This is a genomic window from Psychrobacter maritimus (assembly GCF_029953575.1).
Lineage (GTDB): Bacteria > Pseudomonadota > Gammaproteobacteria > Pseudomonadales > Moraxellaceae > Psychrobacter > Psychrobacter maritimus.
This window is the reverse complement of record NZ_CP124526.1, coordinates 1,596,215-1,615,919: the sequence shown is the minus strand read 5'-3', so window position 1 is coordinate 1,615,919 and position 19,705 is coordinate 1,596,215. Positions and strand designations below refer to the sequence as shown.

The 19,705-nt window shown below is 42.9% G+C and carries 13 protein-coding genes and 2 pseudogenes; 3 read left to right on the top strand and 12 right to left on the bottom strand.

Going from position 1 to position 19,705, the window contains the following annotated elements:
* Positions 1-93: 93 nt before the first annotated feature.
* The 6 genes from ppc to QJS82_RS06635 form a co-directional block, all read right to left on the bottom strand.
* Positions 94-2,868 (bottom strand): phosphoenolpyruvate carboxylase, encoded by a 2,775-nt coding sequence (gene ppc, locus QJS82_RS06660; RefSeq protein ID WP_281489969.1) that lies wholly within the window; start codon positions 2,866-2,868, stop codon positions 94-96.
* Positions 2,869-2,958: 90 nt separating this feature from the next.
* On the bottom strand, positions 2,959-4,407 hold the full coding sequence (locus QJS82_RS06655) for an alanine/glycine:cation symporter family protein (RefSeq protein ID WP_201619401.1): 1,449 nt from the start codon (positions 4,405-4,407) through the stop codon (positions 2,959-2,961).
* Between the two features lie 62 nt (positions 4,408-4,469).
* Positions 4,470-5,954, bottom strand: coding sequence for an aldehyde dehydrogenase (locus tag QJS82_RS06650; RefSeq protein ID WP_281489968.1), 1,485 nt, complete (start codon positions 5,952-5,954; stop codon positions 4,470-4,472).
* A gap of 53 nt (positions 5,955-6,007) precedes the next feature.
* Positions 6,008-6,871, bottom strand: a complete 864-nt coding sequence (dapA, locus tag QJS82_RS06645; protein ID WP_281489967.1) for a 4-hydroxy-tetrahydrodipicolinate synthase — start codon at positions 6,869-6,871, stop codon at positions 6,008-6,010.
* A 96-nt stretch (positions 6,872-6,967) separates the two neighbouring features.
* Complete coding sequence (locus QJS82_RS06640) at positions 6,968-8,215, bottom strand: NAD(P)/FAD-dependent oxidoreductase (protein ID WP_281489966.1); 1,248 nt, start codon at positions 8,213-8,215, stop codon at positions 6,968-6,970.
* 124 nt (positions 8,216-8,339) lie between these two features.
* Positions 8,340-9,332: a proline racemase family protein gene (locus QJS82_RS06635; protein WP_281489965.1), complete on the bottom strand. Its 993-nt coding sequence runs from the start codon at positions 9,330-9,332 to the stop codon at positions 8,340-8,342.
* Positions 9,333-9,674: 342 nt separating this feature from the next.
* On the opposite strand from QJS82_RS06635, the gene QJS82_RS06630 reads away from it, so the two are divergent.
* Together QJS82_RS06630 and QJS82_RS06625 are read left to right on the top strand one after the other, a co-directional pair.
* Positions 9,675-10,478, top strand: coding sequence for a helix-turn-helix domain-containing protein (locus tag QJS82_RS06630; protein ID WP_201629023.1), 804 nt, complete (start codon positions 9,675-9,677; stop codon positions 10,476-10,478).
* 522 nt (positions 10,479-11,000) lie between these two features.
* Positions 11,001-12,683 carry an NAD-dependent malic enzyme gene (locus QJS82_RS06625; protein ID WP_281489964.1) on the top strand — a complete coding sequence of 561 codons (1,683 nt, stop codon included), beginning with the start codon at positions 11,001-11,003 and terminating at the stop codon, positions 12,681-12,683.
* 255 nt (positions 12,684-12,938) lie between these two features.
* Here the strand turns inward: QJS82_RS06625 and QJS82_RS06620 are convergent.
* A protein-coding gene (locus QJS82_RS06620; RefSeq protein ID WP_281491687.1) for an IS5 family transposase occupies positions 12,939-13,690 on the bottom strand; the annotation gives its coding sequence in 2 pieces (ribosomal slippage) (positions 12,939-13,483 and positions 13,483-13,690; 753 coding nt in all).
* A 117-nt stretch (positions 13,691-13,807) separates the two neighbouring features.
* Complete coding sequence (locus tag QJS82_RS06615; protein ID WP_281489963.1) at positions 13,808-15,160, bottom strand: alpha/beta hydrolase; 1,353 nt, start codon at positions 15,158-15,160, stop codon at positions 13,808-13,810.
* 252 nt (positions 15,161-15,412) lie between these two features.
* On the opposite strand from QJS82_RS06615, the pseudogene QJS82_RS06610 reads away from it, so the two are divergent.
* Positions 15,413-15,832: pseudogene (locus tag QJS82_RS06610) on the top strand (transposase); the annotation flags it as partial.
* Positions 15,833-16,391: 559 nt separating this feature from the next.
* On the opposite strand, the gene QJS82_RS06605 reads toward QJS82_RS06610, so the two are convergent.
* From QJS82_RS06605 to QJS82_RS06590, 4 genes and pseudogenes are all read right to left on the bottom strand, one after another.
* On the bottom strand, positions 16,392-16,850 hold the full coding sequence (locus QJS82_RS06605; RefSeq protein ID WP_281489962.1) for a DIP1984 family protein: 459 nt from the start codon (positions 16,848-16,850) through the stop codon (positions 16,392-16,394).
* A 175-nt stretch (positions 16,851-17,025) separates the two neighbouring features.
* Positions 17,026-17,438, bottom strand: a pseudogene (locus QJS82_RS06600) (transposase); the annotation flags it as partial.
* A 180-nt stretch (positions 17,439-17,618) separates the two neighbouring features.
* Positions 17,619-18,428, bottom strand: a complete 810-nt coding sequence (locus QJS82_RS06595) for an IS3 family transposase (protein WP_227670438.1) — start codon at positions 18,426-18,428, stop codon at positions 17,619-17,621.
* Positions 18,429-18,896: 468 nt separating this feature from the next.
* On the bottom strand, positions 18,897-19,640 hold the full coding sequence (locus QJS82_RS06590; protein ID WP_281489961.1) for a siderophore-interacting protein: 744 nt from the start codon (positions 19,638-19,640) through the stop codon (positions 18,897-18,899).
* Positions 19,641-19,705: the final 65 nt, after the last annotated feature.

The following is a 19,705-nucleotide window of genomic DNA, read 5'->3' as shown; positions in this document are numbered from 1 at the left end:
TAAGACATCTCGCTGACAACGACTTTGCTGAGCTGTACACATAAGTAATTACCCATGCATACTCTCTCAGCAATTATTCAACCACGTCAGTCATTAACCCGTATTGCGTAGACCCGCTGCCAAAGCATTGATACTACGGATTAATGGATCTTCAACAGCAAGATCATCGTCATTATCTGTAGCGTCTTTTTGTCTGGCACGTTTTAACAACTCAATTTGGATGTAATTAATCGGATCTAAATAAGCATTTCGCCATTGTAGTGACGCGGCAAGGCTTTGCTGATGCGCCAATAACGATGTCTGGTTAAGCAAAGAGTTCAAACCTGAGAAGGTTAGATGATGCTCATCGATTACCGCTTGCATAATCTTTTCACGTAATCCCTCATCTTCACATAACTGACTATAAGCCTGAGCAATGCTCATCTCAGATTTGGTAAACGCCATTTCAATATTACTAATAAATACGTTAAAAAATGGCCAGCAACTGTTCATCTCCCTCATTAAAGCTTCGTCTTCTTTGACGCTATGAAGAGCACTACCTACGCCGTACCAAGCAGGTAAAGTGAAGCGCGCTAGAGACCAACCAAATACCCAAGGAATCGCCCGCAAGGTTGTTTTACTTGGCAGGCCTTTATTACGGTGCGCTGGGCGCGAGCCAATATTTAATAAAGAGATTTCCTGCACTGGCGTCACTTGTGAATAGAACTGATAAAACCCTTCGGTATGGTCCGTAAGCGTACGATAACTTTGTTCACCCGCATCGGCTAGACGCGCAAAGAGTGCTTCATAATTTGGTAGTTCAGGCGGTTGCACCACAAATCTTGTTGAGCACGCTTTAAGCGTACCAGTGATGCCCATGGTAAGCTCAAATACAGCAGTATCGGTGTTGGCATATTTGGCATAAAGGACTTCACCTTGCTCAGTGACTTTAATTTCTCCATGCAGTGTCCCTGCGGGCTGAGCGGCAATTGCATTATGCGTTGAGCCACCGCCACGACTGACAGAGCCACCGCGCCCATGAAACAGGCGTGTTTTGATACCATATTCAGCAGCAATACGGTTAATGGTTTGCTGCGCGCTATAAAGCTGCCATGCAGACGTAATAATACCGCCATCTTTCGATGAATCTGAATAGCCTAACATGATTTCTTGGGTATTATCTGAGTGCGCAAGCAACCCTCTATACAGCGGATTGTCCAACACGGCAGGTAAGATCTTATCGATATTTTTAAGATCTTCGATGGTTTCAAACAAGGGTGCGACGGGTAAGTCAGCAGACAGCTGACCTGCATCATCAATCTTACATAAGCCTGCAAAACGCATCAGTAGTAAGACTTCTAATAATTGACTGGCATTGTTGGTCATCGAAATCACATAACTACCAAAAGTATCTTGCCCGACCAGCTTACGTAATGTTGCCACTGAGTTCATCAAGGCTAATTGTTCACGGGTTTTATCAGTCAAATTATCGGTATAAATGAGCGGTGTACCAGGCTTTTCAAGTAAACGCGTCAACCACTCTTGGCGCTCGGTTTCACCTAGGGTCTGATAATCTGGTAGGTTCGAGGCATTTGCGAAAATATCGGCGATCACTTCACTATGATAAGACGACTCTTGGCGAATATCGAGCGCTGCTAGATGAAAGCCGCAGGTTTTGACCAGACGAATCGTATCGAGTAATAGCCCTTCGCCATGAGCCTTGTCATGAGTATTGACACTTTTTCGAATGATGCGTAAATCTTCTAACAACTCTTGTGGGTTGGCGTAAGCATCGTGTGCGGCGTCGAGGTCTGTACCTTTGCTTTGAATGTGGCGATTGGTCGCTTTTATTTTGGCAAGAATAATCGATAACAATCTGCGGTACGGCTCATTGTTGTAATCGTCAGGATTATAATAAAATACTTTTTGATCGAGAGTGGCGTACGCTTTTATACGAGCATAAACGTCTGGCGCAATCTTGATAATCGTATCGCTATGAATAAGTTCGCGGCGCAGTTTTTTTAGCAGTACTTGATAATGACGCAGCACGGTATCGGCATGCATCAATACCGCCATCTCTGTGGTGTCATGAGTGACAAAGGGATTACCATCTCTGTCGCCACCGATCCAAGAGCCGAAGCTCATGAAAGCAGGTAATGGGTAGTCTGTTAGCTCTGGATAGATATCGATAATGGCGTCTTTAATATTGCGATAAACCTTTGGAATGGCATTGAATAAACTGGCATTGAAATAATGCAGGCCATTATTTATTTCGTCATAGACTAATGGCTTACGCGTACGCACTTCATCCGATGACCATAATAAATCAATCGTTTGCGCCGTTTTTTCTTTCGCTTGCTCATAGGCAAAACTGTGTTCAGTAAGATTGTTTAAGGCGTCGCTATGAGTAAATAGACTCTGCAATAGATTCATGGTCGTACGGCGGCGCGCTTCAGTAGGATGGGCGGTAAAGACAGGTATAAATTTCAGCTGTTCAATCAGCTCTTGCATTTGGGCAGGTGCAATATTGCGTTCGCGACATTCAAGCAAGGTGCGGCGAAACGAGCCTTCCCAGCTTTGATCGGATTGCATGCGCAAGGCATGACGCTGCTCGCGTAAGTAATTTTCCTCACTTAGATTTGCTAAAAAGAAATAGATAGAAAAGCTGCGGATGACGTTTTTTAAGGTTCGATTATCTAACGAGGCGATGAAGTCGATAAGTTGTCGCTTATTCGCTTCGTTAGGCTCACGGCGTTGTTGAATAAAACCTTTACGCAGGGTTTCAATCGTATTAAGTGTTTCTTCGCCAGTCTGGCGAGAAATCGCATCTCCTAGGAATGAGCCTAATAAGCTGATGCGTTCACGTAATACGTCATTATTTATAGTCATCCTTAACCTTCTCGTTAAATTAGTGGGTGAAATAGTCCTGATAGGCTAATTTATATCGCAGTCTATTGTTTAAAACAATAGGTAAGACCATTATTTATGACCATGCTCATCACTGTAGCCTATCCAGAAGTCTGCATTATCCACGCCCGCCTTTCTAGGATCAAAGATAGGGTTAACCCCTAACTTCATCTGCGCATCGTAGTCTTTGAGCACCTTTAATGCAGTTTTGCTTAGGAGTAAAATGGCGATAAAGTTTAGGTAACACATACTGCCAAAGCCAATGTCGCCTAGCGCCCACATCATACCGACAGATTGGACGCTGCCTGAGAAGCAAACAATTAAAAAAATCAGTTTTAGTAAGTGCTTAAGGATGGGGTAGCGCAATTTGTTATCCAAATAGACCAAAGTAGTTTCGGCAATATAGTAGTAGGCAATCAAACACGTGAATGCGAACAGGAAAATAGCAATAGCGACAAATCCACTACCGTATTGGCTAAAAACAGTAGATACCGCTGCTTGTGTAAATGCAGTGCCGGCCTCAATGCCAGGCATATTCTCGACCAGCGCCACCCCTTCTGGGGTAGTTACGTTATACATTCCGGTTGATAGAATCATCAAAGCGGTAGCGGTACAAACGAGTACGGTATCAATGTAGATAGAAAAGCTCTGTACCAATCCTTGCTTAGCAGGGTGAGAAACTTCTGCTGCGGCTGAGCTAAAAGTAGCTTCTCCAGCTCCCGCGACATTAGAGAATACAGCGCGACGTACGCCCCATGAGATAGCAGTACCGACCATGCCACCGAATACAGCATCCATACCAAAGGCACTTTTGAAGATGAGCGCAAACATAGAAGGAATATTGTGAGCATTAAAGGCCAACACAATGACCATCATAACAATGTAGCCAATGGCCATGACCGGAACCACTTTGCCAGCGAAACTAGCGATACGCTTGACGCCACCAAATATGATGATGCCTAGCAGTACGACAATTAGGATACCAGTCACGAATGGAGGGATATTAAATGCGGTACTAAAAGAATCAGCAATAGTATTTGCCTGAACCCCAGGCACTAACACACCATAAGAGAGACAAGTCACGACAGCAACGACGATAGCAAAAGGCTTTAACTTGAGACCTTTTTCAATATAAAACGGTGAGCCGCCTCGATATTGGTCGTCTACCTTATGCTTATAAACCTGTGCCAAAGTAGATTCAATAAAGGCACTGGCGCCGCCTAAAACTCCCATGACGATCATCCAAAATACCGCCCCAGGGCCACCAGCTGCTATAGCCGTTGCGACCCCTGCAATATTACCGACACCGATACGTCCGGATAGGGCCATACAGAAGGCCTGAAACGAGCTAACCCCTGCTGATGAGGTTTGTTTATCGAATAACAGCTTGATCATCTCTTTAAAATAGCGAATCTGCACAGCGCGGGTCATGATAGTAAAATAGATACCGACGCCTAACGCAAGATAGACCAGCGCGTCGCTCCAAATATACCCGACGATGGTATTAATGATGTTTTCCATAACTTTACTTCCTTGTAATGTTTTTGGCTACGCTGACATTAGTTCTTGGGGGACGTCCTTGCTTAATTTACCAACCAGATAGTTTTAGTTTGAGTGTATTGAGATAGTGCCTCAAGGCCATTGTCACGCCCGCCGAAGCCAGATTGTTTGTAGCCACCAAAAGGTGTCGTAATATCTCCTTCTGAAAAGCCATTAATCGAGACGGTACCTGCTTTTATAGCGGCTGCGACACGGAAAGCACGGTGGATGTTTTGAGTATAAAAAGACGCAGCTAGGCCATAGCTACTTTGATTAGCAAGCGTGATGGCTTCTTCTTCAGTCTCAAAGCTGGTGATAGCGAGAATTGGACCAAATACTTCTTCCTTGAACAAGGTCATGTCTGCGCTGACATTATCAAAAATGGTCGGTTCGATATACCAACCACTGCCAATTTCCTCATGAATACGCCCGCCTGCAACTAAATCAGCACCTTCGGCTTTAGCAGTATCAAGATAGGAAACTACCTTATCGAAATGTGCCTTTTCGATCATAGGACCAATAGCGACTTCAGGGTCATAGGGAAGGCCTACTTTCCATGACTTGAGACCTTCTTGTAGTAGGCTCAATAAAGCTTCCTTTTGGCTAGAGTGCACTATCAATCGTGAGCCACAGCTACAGTTTTCGCTCATATTCCAAAAAGCCGCTGACAAAATATGCTCAACGGTTTGCTCATTGATGAGGGCATCGGCAAACACCACTTGTGGACTCTTACCACCACACTCTAAGACGACTTCTTTTAGGTTGCTTTGCGCAGAATATTGCAGAAATAATCGACCGACTTCGGTAGAGCCGGTGAAGGAAATCATATCGACATCCATGTGCTGCCCGAGTGCCGCGCCGACTTCTTCACCAAGGCCGCAAATCAGCTGTAAGGCCGCTTTTGGTACACCGGCTTCATACGCTAATTGCGTCAAGCGATAAGCTGATAGTGACGTTAGTTCGGCAGGCTTAACAATCACTGAATTTCCGGTTATTAGCGCTGGCGCGACCTTCCAAGCGTACATTTGTGCAGGGAAGTTCCAAGGTAATACTGCGCCAACCACTCCAATTGGCTCTTGTACGATAAGCCCTAGTGCATCAGATCCAGTAGGTGCGACCTTACCAAATACTTTATCAGCAGTTTCGGCGTACCATTCAAAGGTTTCGATCGTAGCGGGTAGATCGGTGTTGAGGCATTCTGTGATTGGCTTGCCTGCATCGACACAATCTAAGGCTGCAAGCTCATCAATGTTTTCATGCATTAACTGGCACCAGCGCTGCATTACAACTTTGCGCTCTGCAGGCGACATCCGACGCCATTCTCCATTATCAAAAGCATTACGAGCTGCAATCACCGCAAGGTCAACATCCTGATGATTGCCTTTAGCAATACTACCGATACAGTTATTGTCGATAGGACTATGGTTAGGCAGTGTATCGTCTGAGACCTGCTCAGCGGCTATAAGATGGCCTGCCCAAAGTTGTTGTTTTTTTGAGAGTTCGAATACTTGCGCTGTGGTCATACTCATTAGACTGTCCTTTTATATAAAGTGGTATTGTCGATACGAAGGCAGCTTAACGACTATGACAATAGCGTTAAGAACGTTTGGGTATCTTCATCTGACATAGGAGTCAATGGTATACGTACAGATCCGACATCGATGGTACCGTTGATGCATCCGGCTTTAGCTTTTTGATTATAGTTGCCAGACTCCATAGAATGGATCGCAGGATACATGTGAGTCATCAGCTCTTTAGCACGATTCCAATCGTTTTGTTGTGTCGCTTCAAATAGAGCAACCTGTTCACCAGGGAAAACGTTAGCCGCACCTGCGATCCAACTTTTTGCACCCCAAAAGAAGAAGTCAACCGGTTGATCATCACAACCACAAACTACTTCGAAATTGTCAAATTTTGCTTGTAGCAGGCGCAGCGCATGGCTGAAATCGCCACTACTTTCTTTAATGCCTGCGATATTTGGGTGTTTGGCTAGATGAGCGACCGTTTCAAATTCAATGCTCACACCTACGCGCGCGGGAAAGTTGTACATAATGATAGGCAGGTCTGTCGCATTAGCGACTTTTTCGAAATGAGCGATAATACCTTCTTGATCTGGAAGGCTATAAGGATTGGCTGATAGCATTAAACCATCGTAGCCCAGCGCTTTTGCTTGATGTGCCAGCTCAATGGAATGATTAGTCGAAAGGCTGTTAATACCAGCGATTAAAGTGACTTTCCCCTTGGCAGTATCAGCAATAGTACTCAGGACGAGCTCGCGCTCTTCAGGTGAAAAAGTATAGTATTCGCCAGTGGTACCACAGGCTACGATACCGGTGACGCCTTTTTCTATAAAGACATTGACTAGTTTGGTTAGAGTTTGCGTATCAATATCACCATTGGCATCAAAAGGGGTAACGATAGGGACTAAAACGCCATGAATGTTCATATAAATATCCTTATTTAATGATAAAAGTCGTTAGTAGGCAGCATGCCAATAGCGACAGTGAAGATTCTATGAATGATCATAGAAGTAAGGTCTTAATTATTTAAAACGATTTAAACGATAAGAAGTGGGGTCTATAACGGGAGTTTCATCGAAATATAAAGCCGTGATCATCTCGGCACTGACGACGGCCTGGGTCAATCCTAAGTGTTGGTGGCCAAAATTTAAAAGGACGGAACCGCACTTGTCGATAATGGGCAGCGAGTCGGCGGTCGAGGGTCTAAAACCCATCCACTGCGTGCCATTTTTACTATCAAGCGGGGTTTTTAGCATTGCTTGTGCTTGTTTGAGCAACATTTGCGCTCGGATCATATTTGCCGGAGCCTCGAGCCCTGCATATTCTACTGTGCCTGCTAAGCGTAATCCTGTGTCCATGGGTGTCATTATAAATCGACGATCCATACTCGAAACGGGTAGGTTTAAGCGTGTGGTCTCGTTAGGGAGCATGAAGTGATAACCACGTTCCGTATCGAGAGGGACTGAGACGCCCGTTAACTGTTTGGCTAAAGCTTTAGAATGCGCGCCTGCCGCTAGCATGACTTTTTTGGCATTAATTTGTTGGTTGGCCGTCGTTAAAGTGAAGCCATCGGCTGTCACTTTCGCATCCAAAACACGGCAGTTTTCAAAGACTTGACCACCAAGCTCTCTGAATGTATCACTTAGTTTTTGAGCAATGGCTTCTAGATTAGTGATATGCCCGGTCTCTGGGAAAAACAAAGCACCCAGCTGGTTATCTTTTAACTCAGGCTCAAGATTTAAGAGCGCTGTTTGAGAGAGCAGTTCGTTAGGCACCCCAATATCGTTAAGGCGCTTACCATGCGCTTTTAATTCGTACAGGCTAGTGTTCTTTTCGACCGTTAATAAAGACCCTTTCACCTTAATCCATGATGTTAGTTGCCATTTGTCGGCGAAATTCTGCCAAGCTTGTAGGCTTTGAGTATTGAGAGCTAATAGGGCTTGATGGCTATGAGCAAAAGGTTCTGGGCGCATATTTAATAGCAGCTTAAAAGCCCATGGCATTAAGCGTGGTAGGTAGCGCCAGTCTATGCGTAGCGGTCCTTCAGGGTTTAATAACATGGCTGGTACATGTTGCAATATATTTGCATCAGCAATAGGAAAGACCTGCTCGGTGGCAATATGACCAGCATTGCCATAAGAGGCCCCGCAAGCGACGTTATCAGCTTCTAGGATGGCAACTTGCACTCCACGAGCTTGCAGAGTTACAGCAGCGCATAAGCCAATGATACCGCCACCGATAATATGTAAATCAAACTCTTGATTGCCCATGCTGCTCTCACTTCCTTGTGATTATTAATATGCTGCGTCTTGATCGATCTAATACTGCTTTTAGTCCCTACTTAAAAATCTTATAAATTTCTATTAGAAGAGGTTTGTAAAAGAACCAAAGCCGTTATAAAGAGATACCCCATTTAAATGGGTCGCTATCTTGGATAATTAGAGAGGTCTCTGCGCAGACATGAGCATAACCACGAATTGTAGGGATGATAGTATTGTCAGGATAAGGGTGAGAAACGGACTGATTTTCGCTAAGCCTTTCAGCAGGTTGATAGCTGGCGCTAAATATACTACCGATAACGCTTTCTTGAACCCAAGTCTGCCCAGGAGCTAATAGCTTATCCGCTGCCAAACAAGCTAATTTGGCACTGGTACCGGTCCCACAAGGAGAACGGTCATAAGCGGCACCTGGGCATAAAACGAAGCTTTTGCTATTGGCGCTGGCGAGCTCACTCTGACCAAACAGCTCTATATGATCTATTTCGCCATTATTAGCGCCAGTAATGCCAGCTTCATGAAGTGCAGATTTGATTTGTAAGCTAAACTGGGTAAGCGATTGGACATTACTCGCTTTGATGGCTTGAGGATGTTCACTCACTAAAAAGAACCAATTGCCGCCCCAAGCGATATCTCCATGCACAGGGCCAATATTCGGGACTTGAACTGCGACTTGTTTTTGGTAGCGATAAGAAGGTACATTTTGTACACTACAACTGCCGTCTTCATGCAGAGTAGCTTTTACCAAACCAACAGTTGTCTCAAGGTAATGCTCGCCTGGAGTAATCTTTTTCTGATAAGCAAGTGAGGCAATGACACCGATAGTGCCATGACCACACATACCTAAATAGCCACAATTATTGAAGAAAATAACGCCAGCCTTGGCGCGAGGGTCAGTGGGCTCACACAGTAAAGCGCCAACAAGTACATCGTTGCCCCGTGGTTCTAGAATGATGCTTTGGCGTAAATGATCAAAGTTTTGTTTAAAGTCGTGGAGTTTTTCTTGAATGGTATACCCATTAAGGTTTGGGAAGCCTTCGTACACCATACGAGTAGGCTCACCGCCAGTGTGCGAATCAATGATTTTAAAATTAAAAAGTATGGCAGACATAATTAACTTCCCGATTCATCCATGAATTAAGGTGTGTTCGTAGCACTTAATTATTAATAAGTAGTGCATAGATATAGAATGCCCCGTTTCGTAAAAGGGGTCTTGTTGTTTTTCCATGAATAAATGCGCATTTCTGCATAGGTTATAGAGCGATATAGCGGTATAAAGGTCATATGTTATTAACCTAACGTGCTAAATAGTTATTAGGCTCTAGGGAAGCTCAGGGTAAAATGATTTTAAAGTTTATTTTTCTAATGAAGCATTTATGTACAGAGCTTAGATAGTGATAAGGTTTCTTTAAAATGTTTTTAGGGTTTAGCAGGAGAGCCCAAGAGAGGCTATATGGAAAATGTGCAAATGCTATCGTTAAGAGAGCCGACAAATGGATTGTCAAAACAGCTACAGGCTTATCGACCAAAAAACTTGCAGGAGTTTGTTGGTAACGTATCATTATTAATACCTTTGCTCGATACTATGGCGAACACGGTATTTTTTGTGAAAGACAGCCAAGCCTGTTATCAATTAGTAAGTAGGACACTGATTAAACGTAGTGGGCTCAAAGATAAAAAAGAACTTGTAGGGCTAACTTCAGAGCAAGTGTTTTCAGAGCCTCAAGGCAAAGATTACCTTAATCAGGATATGAAAGTGCTGAAAGAGGGCAGGGAGATTACTGATAGACTGGAGTTACATAGCTATGCTTCTGGACAGCTAGGGTGGTGTATCACGCAAAAGCTACCGGTATATAATACAGAACGGCGTATTGTAGCAATGGTGGGCATATCGGTCGATATCGATGAAGATAATGAGCGAATATTGCGTAAGCACGCTCGCTTGGCAAGTGTAGAGGAGTATGTACGAAACAACATTGATCAAAAGATTCATATTGTGCATTTAGCGACGCTGGCGAATCTTAGTCAATCACAACTAGAGCGTACTTTTAAGGCAGTACTTAATATGTCGCCGATTCAGTTTGTACAAAAACTTCGTTTAGAGCATGCTATTCGTCTTTTGGCAGACCATAAGCTCACAGTGACGCAAATCTCTTTAAATTGTGGTTATGGTGATCATAGTGCTTTTAGTCGGCAGTTTAAGCAATTTACTGGAATGTCACCTATTAAGTTTCGTAAGATGCATTTTAAAATATAGTGACCAAGGTTTTCCTTTCGTATCATATTACAGAATTTCATCTCAGTAATAGAAGGGTGAACAGGTATATCGAATTTTAACTCTTAGGAATCGTAAGTATGATGAAAATCTAAGTACGACTGGTTTTTGTTTTATAAGACTGGCCACTATTTTATGTAGCGCAAGGTTTAGCTCTACTATAGGCTCACGTTTTACTATTAACCCAGAATATAATCATTGATGCCTCTGCTGAATTTAGAAATATCTTAGCAATTATACTTTTGGCATCCACTGCATTTTTAAGCCTCTGAAGAAACGTTCATTTCTTGGGTTAACAGCTTTATCAATATTGACTTGATCATCGACTCCTTTCATCCACCTCTAGAGAAAACGACATTATTTCTAGGCAAATGTATAAGTAATCAAGTTTAGAGCCATGTTCAGTCAAAATGATTTGTTATCTATTGTTAAGTACAGGCTGATGCTATGTATAATGCAGCACTAGCATCGTTTTCACCCATACGTCAATAAGAAGATTTTATTATGTCAAACAAGCGTCCCTTATATATTCCCATTGCCGGACCCGCTCTATTAGAAACCGCTTTACTGAATAAAGGCAGTGCTTTTTCATCAGAAGAACGTGATAGCTTTAATTTAACAGGGCTATTACCTCATAACATTGAGACGATTGAGGAGCAGTCTCTGCGGGCTTATCATCAACTGCGCTCCTTTACTAGTGACATGGATAAGCACATTTACTTGCGCAACATACAAGATACCAATGAAACCCTATTTCATCATTTGATTGAGCAGCATATAGAGGAAGTCATGCCGCTCATCTATACCCCAACGGTTGGTCAAGCGTGTGAAAAATTCTCGCAAATTTATCGCCGTAAACGGGGCTTGTTTATCTCATATCCTGAGCGCCATAAAATTGATGATATGCTGCAAAATGCCACCAAACAAAATGTCAAAGTGATCGTTGTTACTGACGGCGAACGTATATTGGGTCTAGGAGATCAAGGTATTGGCGGTATGGGCATTCCCATTGGTAAATTGGCTTTGTACACGGCTTGTGGTGGCATCAGCCCGGCTTATTGTTTGCCTATTTTGCTAGATGTTGGCACCAATAACCAACAGCTACTTGACGATCCTATGTACATGGGTTGGAGGAATCCACGCATCTCTGGCGATGAATATAATGAATTTGTCGATTTATTTATTCAAGCCGTTAAGCGTCGTTGGCCAGAGGTGTTATTACAATTTGAAGATTTTGCACAGGGAAACGCCACCCCGTTATTAAACAGATATCGTGACCAGTTATGCTGTTTCAATGATGATATTCAAGGGACTGCTGCGGTTTCAGTCGGTGCTTTGATTGCAGCGTGCCTAAATAAGGGTCAGAAACTAAGTCAGCAAAAAATAGCCTTCTTAGGTGCAGGATCGGCAGGTTGCGGTATTGCTGAGCATATCATTCGCCAAATGCAGCGCGAAGGCTTAACGGAAGAGCAGGCTCGTAGCCAAGTATTTATGGTTGACCGTTATGGCTTGCTCACTGATAGCATGACAGAACTACAAAAATTCCAAGAGCCACTTGTGCAAAAACAATCGGCTATTGAACATTGGGATAAAAGTCAGAAGCTCGGTTTAGCGCAAGTGGTTAAACAAGCAAAAATAACGGTATTATTTGGTGTTAGCGGACAAAAGGGTCTGTTTACTCAAGAGGTGATCGAATCTTTATGTGCTAATACTGAAAACCCAATTGTACTACCGCTTTCAAACCCGACGTCTCGTGTGGAAGCCACCCCGCAAGAAGTGACGAATTGGAGCCGTGGTCGCGCCATTATCGCAACGGGTAGCCCTTTTGCCAATACCACTTTTAACGGTCAGTCTTTTGAGGTCTCTCAATGTAATAACAGCTATATATTTCCTGGTATCGGTCTCGGTGTTCTAGCAGCGCGAGCGACAGGTATCAGCGATAATATGTTGATGGCAGCAAGCCAAGCGCTTGCGGATATATCAATGGAGTACGAAAAAGCACCCGGTGCCATATTACCGCCTATTAAAGTTATTAAAGAGATCAGTGAAAAAATAGCTTATGAAGTGGCACTGCAGGCGGTTCAAGATAAGCTCGCACTACCTATCACGGCGGAGAACCTACAGCGCCGCTTAAAAGCGAATTTCTGGTTGCCTGAATATCGCAATTATCGCCGTACTTCTTTCTAGTTTTTAGAAAGTATATAGATAAATGATAGATAACTAGCTGGCTTTAGACTAACCAACGTAACCTTGATTGGTCGTTAGCCAGAATTTGATAAATACGGTTGACCAGTTGCCGCTGAATTAATTTAACATAAAAAAAGCTGTTAGATCAGCAAGCATAATTGCATTTCTTTATAGTTATTAATTATTCATTCATTAAAATCGTAAAAGCCCTCTTCGCTATTTTATATAACGTAGAGGGCTTTTTAGGGCGTGTCTTCAATTCATCTTACAATGAATGATAGTACACGCCAGATAGAGCATTGACTTAAAATTACGAGCTAACTTCTCATAGCGAGTAGCGATACTACGAAAGTGCTTAAGCCTTGCAAACATATTTTCAACAAGATGACGCAGTTTGTATAAGTAGCTATCAAACTCTGGATTAGGCGCTTTAGCATTGCTTCTTTTAGGGATTACAGGGATCATGTCATGCATGTAAGCTTTATCCCTAATCGCTTGGGAATCATAGCCCTTATCAGCGATAAAGTAATCAGCTTGTCCAATCATGTCAATCAATTCACCTGCAACTTGACTGTCGTGGACGTCACCCCCAGTGATTTTAAAATTGAGCGGATATCCATCGGCATCACAGGATAGGTGTATCTTTGTAGTTGCGCCGCCACGGCTTCGTCCAATTGCTCTATCTTCACCACGCCGAGCTCCACTTGCATGCTGGTGACAGCGAACATAGCTTCCGTCTGTGAATACCCATTCCGTATCAATTTCTTTGCGTAAGCTAAAAAAAAATTCTCCCATAAGCCAGTTTTCGACCATCGATTAAAGCGACTATAAGCTATTTTCCAAGAACACAATTCTTTAGGTATGTCACGCCAAGGCGCCCCTGTGCGTAGTTTCCACAGTATGGCTTCCATGATCTCTCGGCTGTTTTGAGTTTGATAGCAGCCGTACTTTATCATCGTCGATTGCAATTGATCCCAAAGTGTATCTGTTAATGCTTTTCTTGCCATAACTTGTATTTCTCGCATCGACTCAGTAGATGCGGTATTGTAACTGTTATTTATGCCTTATCCAATTGAAGACACGCCTAGTCTCCTAGGTAACTTTTTCATTATTCCGTATTATCTTTATGCCAACGTCATGGTATTCGTTTCTGTGCCAATTATCTGCTCTACAAAAATGGCAAGCTCAGTGATAAGATGATTCGTTTCGTGTCCAAGACCTTGATGCACACTCATTAAATGCGTAAAACCATGGGGTGCGCCAAGGACGGTATGAGTCTGCACGTTGATACCATAATCCTGTAGCTGCGCGGCGTAAACCAGTGCTTCGTCATGTAAAATATCCAATTCAGCAGCCACGATATAGCTCGGACACATTTTTGTGTTATCACCATCCATGGGCGAGAGAAGTGCGTGCGGTTGTGTTAAGGCGCAATTTTGTAAATAAGCCGCATGAAACACTTCAACATCATTATAAGTTAGCATTAAGCCTTGACCATACAATTTCCAGCTTGGATAGTCGGTTCCGATATCCGTGATCGAATATAACAATAGTTGTGCGAGTGGACGCGGTAAATATTGCAATTGTTGAAAAATATCGATTGTGAAGTGATCAAGCGTATTCATATATTGCTGTTTATCAGCGGATGGTGCAACAGTGGCGTTGCTCACTTGTTGCGCGACCACTGCCGCAAGACCACCGCCTGAGCTATCACCCGTTAAGACGATACGGGATGACGACGCGCCAAGGGTATGAGCATGCTTAGTTAACCAAGTATAAGCCTCAAGACAGTCTCTAATAGCGGTGGGAGCAGGGTATTCCGGTGCTAGACGGTAGTCAACGCTGACAACTGCCCAGCTGGTTTGTGCACAAACGACATGACAAAATTCATGATCTGTATTGACCTCACCGACACAGAATCCGCCCCCATGAAAAAACAGCATCACCACATTATCACAGTTTTTTTCAGGGTTATCGCCATTTCGTTCAGGGTTTTGAATGGTGTTAGACTCTGCTTGATAACAGCGAATAACCATATCAGCACCATCAGCGTTGGCAATAACCTTATCTTGCCAGCTCACCGCATTGCCGTTTTCTTTATCGTTATGGTTTTTGTTTTTAGCGTTGTTATCAGCATTTATTTGCTGCCATACGCTTGGAGATTGAATTGCGACCATCTCGGTTGCAAATTTTTTCCGTAACTGTATTAATTGCGGGGTTTGTATAGGCGGCTTGAGCTTGTGGTTCAAACCGATAATAAGTCTCATATGTGCATCAGCATGAGGGTACTGCTCAGCGGTAGGAGCCTTTAGGTAATGATTGATTTGCTCAATTAATGGCGTTGGTAGGTTACCCAATCCCTTTAAGAAATAATGCAGCACATGGCGCTGATTGGTACGTTTAAGCGCAGTAGTTTCTACTATCTTTACTGCTTTTGTCAGCAATGCATTTAGGGATGATGTCGGCAATATTTTCATAAATCCCCTTATTCAATCAGAATTAGCATTGGCTTTCATTTTATTATAGAGTAAGGATACCTACTGTCTATAAATAAAAACTACCATTAAAACCGCAGTATTGACAACATCCCCTATTTCTATATGGTCCGCCATCTACCTATATGTTCTGAAAGTTCTAAAAACCCCATAAAAAAAGGCTTGCCGCATCGCTGCGGACAAGCCTGATTTAATATGTGGTGGGCCTCGCTATTCGATGAAGTTTGTGCCGCCGTACCGTGGACGGATAAAAAGGCAATAGCGGCTGATTTAACGGCCATCTACGGTGCGGACACCATCGAGATAGCAGAGGCCAATTTCGAGCATTTCGATGAAGAGTGGGGTGATAAGTATCCGCATGTGGTCAAGTCTTGGCGCAGTAATTGGGAGAGCTTAACGGTTTTCTTTAACTACCCTAAAGACATCAGAAAAGCGATTTATACCACCAACGCTATTGAGTCGCTAAACAGCGTGATTCGTACGGCAGTGAATAAGCGTAAGGTGTTCCCGTCTGATCAGGCGGCATTCAAGGTAGTCTATCTAGCAACCCAGCAGGCATCCAAAAAATGGTCGATGCCGATCCGTAACTGGACGTCTGCTCTTAATCGCATTATGATTATGTTTGATGACCGTATCAGTAAGCATTTAATCTAAATGGCAGTTACACAGAATCTGGGATGGTCTCGTATGCTAGTGGTGTCAATAATTTGATTTATTATAATAACGGCGATGAACTCACAGCCTACATTTTGAGTAGATTAGGCACTTTCTAACCTCTATGGCAAGCTCACTAGGATATTGGGTGGTGTATCAAAAAGGATAATCACGCAAGTTAATATCTACGGATTTGACAGTAAAGGTCAATCGTGGATCAGATAAGTTTAACAGGGAATATTGAGTTGGGTAAATGTGTAGTACTCGTAGATGACGCTCTTGATAATCGGCGTATCAAGAGGCATTAAACGTAAAATTGAAACCGACTGTCAGTATCTGGTAGTAAGGTCTAAGTAGTACCTTGTGAGCTGTGATGTGTTCGGGGCATAAGTAGTAAAAAAAGCGTCTACCCGCAACGCATGACAGACACTACAGTATGTTTTCAACCCCCTGTTGTGTAGGTAAGGGGTCTGACACTCGCCCAATCGGTTCCAATAGGGGGTTCTATTCATTTATTACTGAACGAATAGAGAATTATAAATTTAGTGGTCTACAAATCTTATTCAACAAGGTTAATTTGCCAGTTATTGGCTTGAATGACAATATTAATTTTGCGTAGTTTCATCGCCAGGTCATCGGCTTGCTTTTGTAACCCAGCTACTGAGACCATAATATTCCATTTAATTTCACGATGACTATAACGATCTGCCTCAGTGTCGGTCGCTTCAATTGCTTCAATTAATAGTTTGTGGCGCATCTCCAACGCCTCGCGTTCGACCAATAGCGTCAGCATTGATTGATCTTTATCCGTCTTAGCAACTGCATTGGTACGGTGAATACGCTCAATCAAAGCAGATAGCTCAGTAATGACTTGACTAGCCTCAATCATTAGCTGACCTGGATCTTCATTTGGCGTATCGCCTTCTTGAACTTTAGCATTACTACGAATACGTCCTTTAATTTGAGCAAGTTTTTTTTGCATATCGCTACGAATAAGTAGGGCTTCTGCGAGTTTCATTTTGGTTTCCTTTGCATACTTGTTATCAATGCCTTACTGTAACACTTGGTTTATTTCAACACTAGTACAGGCTATTCTAGAGGGTTTGGTGACTATATCTTATGATCTCATTCGAAAATAGCTCTTATTTACATTATTTTTAGCTTACTTTTTAACACCCTACTAGGGCGTGTCCTCAATTCACCTTGCAATGAATGATAGTGCAAGCCAAATAAAGCATTGACTTAAAGTTACGAGCCAACTTCTCATAGCGAGTAGCTATGCTGCGGAAATGCTTAAGTCTAGCGAACATATTCTCTACTAAGTGGCGTAACTTGTACAAATAGCTATCAAACTCTGGATTAGGCTGTTTGGCATTCTTTCTTTTAGGAACGACGAGTATCATATTGTGGCTTCGAGCTTTGTCTCTGATAGCCTCTGAGTCATAGCCTTGTCCAATTGCTCGATCTTCACCAAGCCTAGCTCCACTTGCATGCTGATGACAGCGAACATAGCTTCCGTCTATGAATACCCATTCCGTATCAATTTCTGCTCAAAAGCTAAAAAAGGATCCTCCCATAAGCCAGTCTTTGACCAGCGATTAATCTGCTCAACTAAGTTAACATCGCCCTTATCAGCATCTTCAATCAGCTGCATAAGCAAGCTTAGGTCGCACCAAGATAGCCCCTGATGCATTTGCACCATAGAAAGCAGCAATTTCGTGGCCATGATCTTTGGCAAATGCTATTGTAAATACCCCATTTTTAACACAACACTATCATAGAATAATTAAGCCACCTGTCTATACTCAGCAGGTGTCATATCATTAAGTGAATCATGTGGTCTTTCAGTGTTATATACCTTGATCCAATCCTCAGTCAGTTGACTGACCTCATTCAAATTATTAAAAAGGTAGCAATCTAAAACCTCGTTACGATAACTGCGATTAAACCGTTCAATATAAGCATTCTGATAAGGACAGCCAGGCTCGATGTAGTCTATAAAGATATTATGAGCCGCTGCCCAATCAGCACACACACTGGATGTGAACTCACTGCCATTATCTACACGGATTTGCTTAGGATAACCGTGCCACTGGGCCAACTGTTCGAGATACCGAATCACTCTCAAGGATGGGATGCTGGTACCAATATCAATGCCTAATACCTCACGGTTGTAGTCATCAATCACATTAAAAGTGCGAAAGCGAATATTGTTATGCAGCTTGTCACTCATAAAATCCATTGACCACATATGACCTAATGCATTTGGTACACTTAATGGCTGTGGATTGCGTGCTGGTAGACGTCTTCTTGTCTTACGGCCTAGGTTTAGGTTCAAAGCTGTATAGACACGATGAACCCGCTTGTGATTCCATGAATAGCCAAGCTTACGTATGCGCTTAAAACACTTTGGAAAACCCCAACGGTTGTGCTTGTCGGTTAGCTCATTTAAGACATCAATAATTTCATGGTCATCAGGTAGTTTAGGTTTATAGTAGTAAGCCGTTCTACTGATACAGACGACCTGACAACTAACCGCAATACTGACACCATACTGCGCCTGTAGTTCTTGCGCCCAGACTTTGCGGCAGGCAATAGTCGCTATTGAACCGCCCCGACTATATACGAGACTGTTTATTTAAATCATGCAGCAATGCCCGACAGGGTTAAATTATCATAATACCGCTTCTCAAATTCAAAAGGTAAAACATAACCAATTGTACTATGAAAACAAGTTTTTTAAACCAATCTATCCATTCAAGGGTCGTTAGTTCAGACCTCAATTTTGACAACCTCACCTGAGTAAAGCACAGAATACAAAAAAGGTTGTGAAGACTATATTATGTATACCTCTGGCAATCTTTTGCACCAGTATTAAAATTGAGTTGCTAATAATATTTAGAGGCTAAATTTATATTTATATTCCCGTGTTAATAAAGTAATCGTCGTCTAGGATATTATAATCTGGCCTGCGAATGAGTTGATGACCACGTCAGAAACTTAATACTCATAGCTCACAAATTGTTGTTAGTACAACCTTCAATTTTTGAGTATAAATAGCATATTATGCTAGATTTTTTGCATCTTTCTGCTTCTCAACTTTATGCTGGTCTTCTGTGCTATCGACTTTCCAATAGCTGGATATGTATAAATGCGTTTTTGGTATTGAAAAATATGTTTTAAAGTGATGGCGCAGTACACGCATACTATGGAATTCACAAGCAGCCCAAACAGCAGGCTGGCCTGCTAGCCACGTAAGCGTTTTAACCCTTTCCAGTAATGGGCTGCTTTCGGTATTTGGATGTGAGTTGATCACCCAGTGAATGTCAACGTTGTCTGGTTTTTTGAGTAGTTGCTTATCCGCTTCACTGGTGACCTCAAGGACTGCATAGCCGCAGGCATCAGCAGGTAGCTGGGCAAGATTGACGGTAATGGCTGGTAGCGCTGTCATATCACCAACCAATAAAAACCAATCTGCCTCATTATTAATCAGCTTCTTTGGTCCTGGTCCGCCTACCAATATTTGCTCACCCACTTGGGCGTTACGTGCCCACATTGAAGCAGGCCCTTCAGCGTCGTGCAAGGCAAAATCAATATCTATTTCACCCTCACGTTGACCACTGATGGTATAGGTGCGCATTAGTGGTCGAGTCCCATGGCCTTGATGAAATATGAGTTTGATATAAGCGCTTTCTTGATCTGTTGGAAAGTCAAGCAAGCCTGTGCCGCCAAGCGTGACGCGGCACATATGTGGCGTGATGTATTTGGTACAAATAACATCCAGTATTCTTTGAGCGGGTTTTGCCATTTTATAAAGTGCCTTATTTTGTAGCGGTAAAGACAGTTGCCAATTAAGTCAGGATTGATACTGTC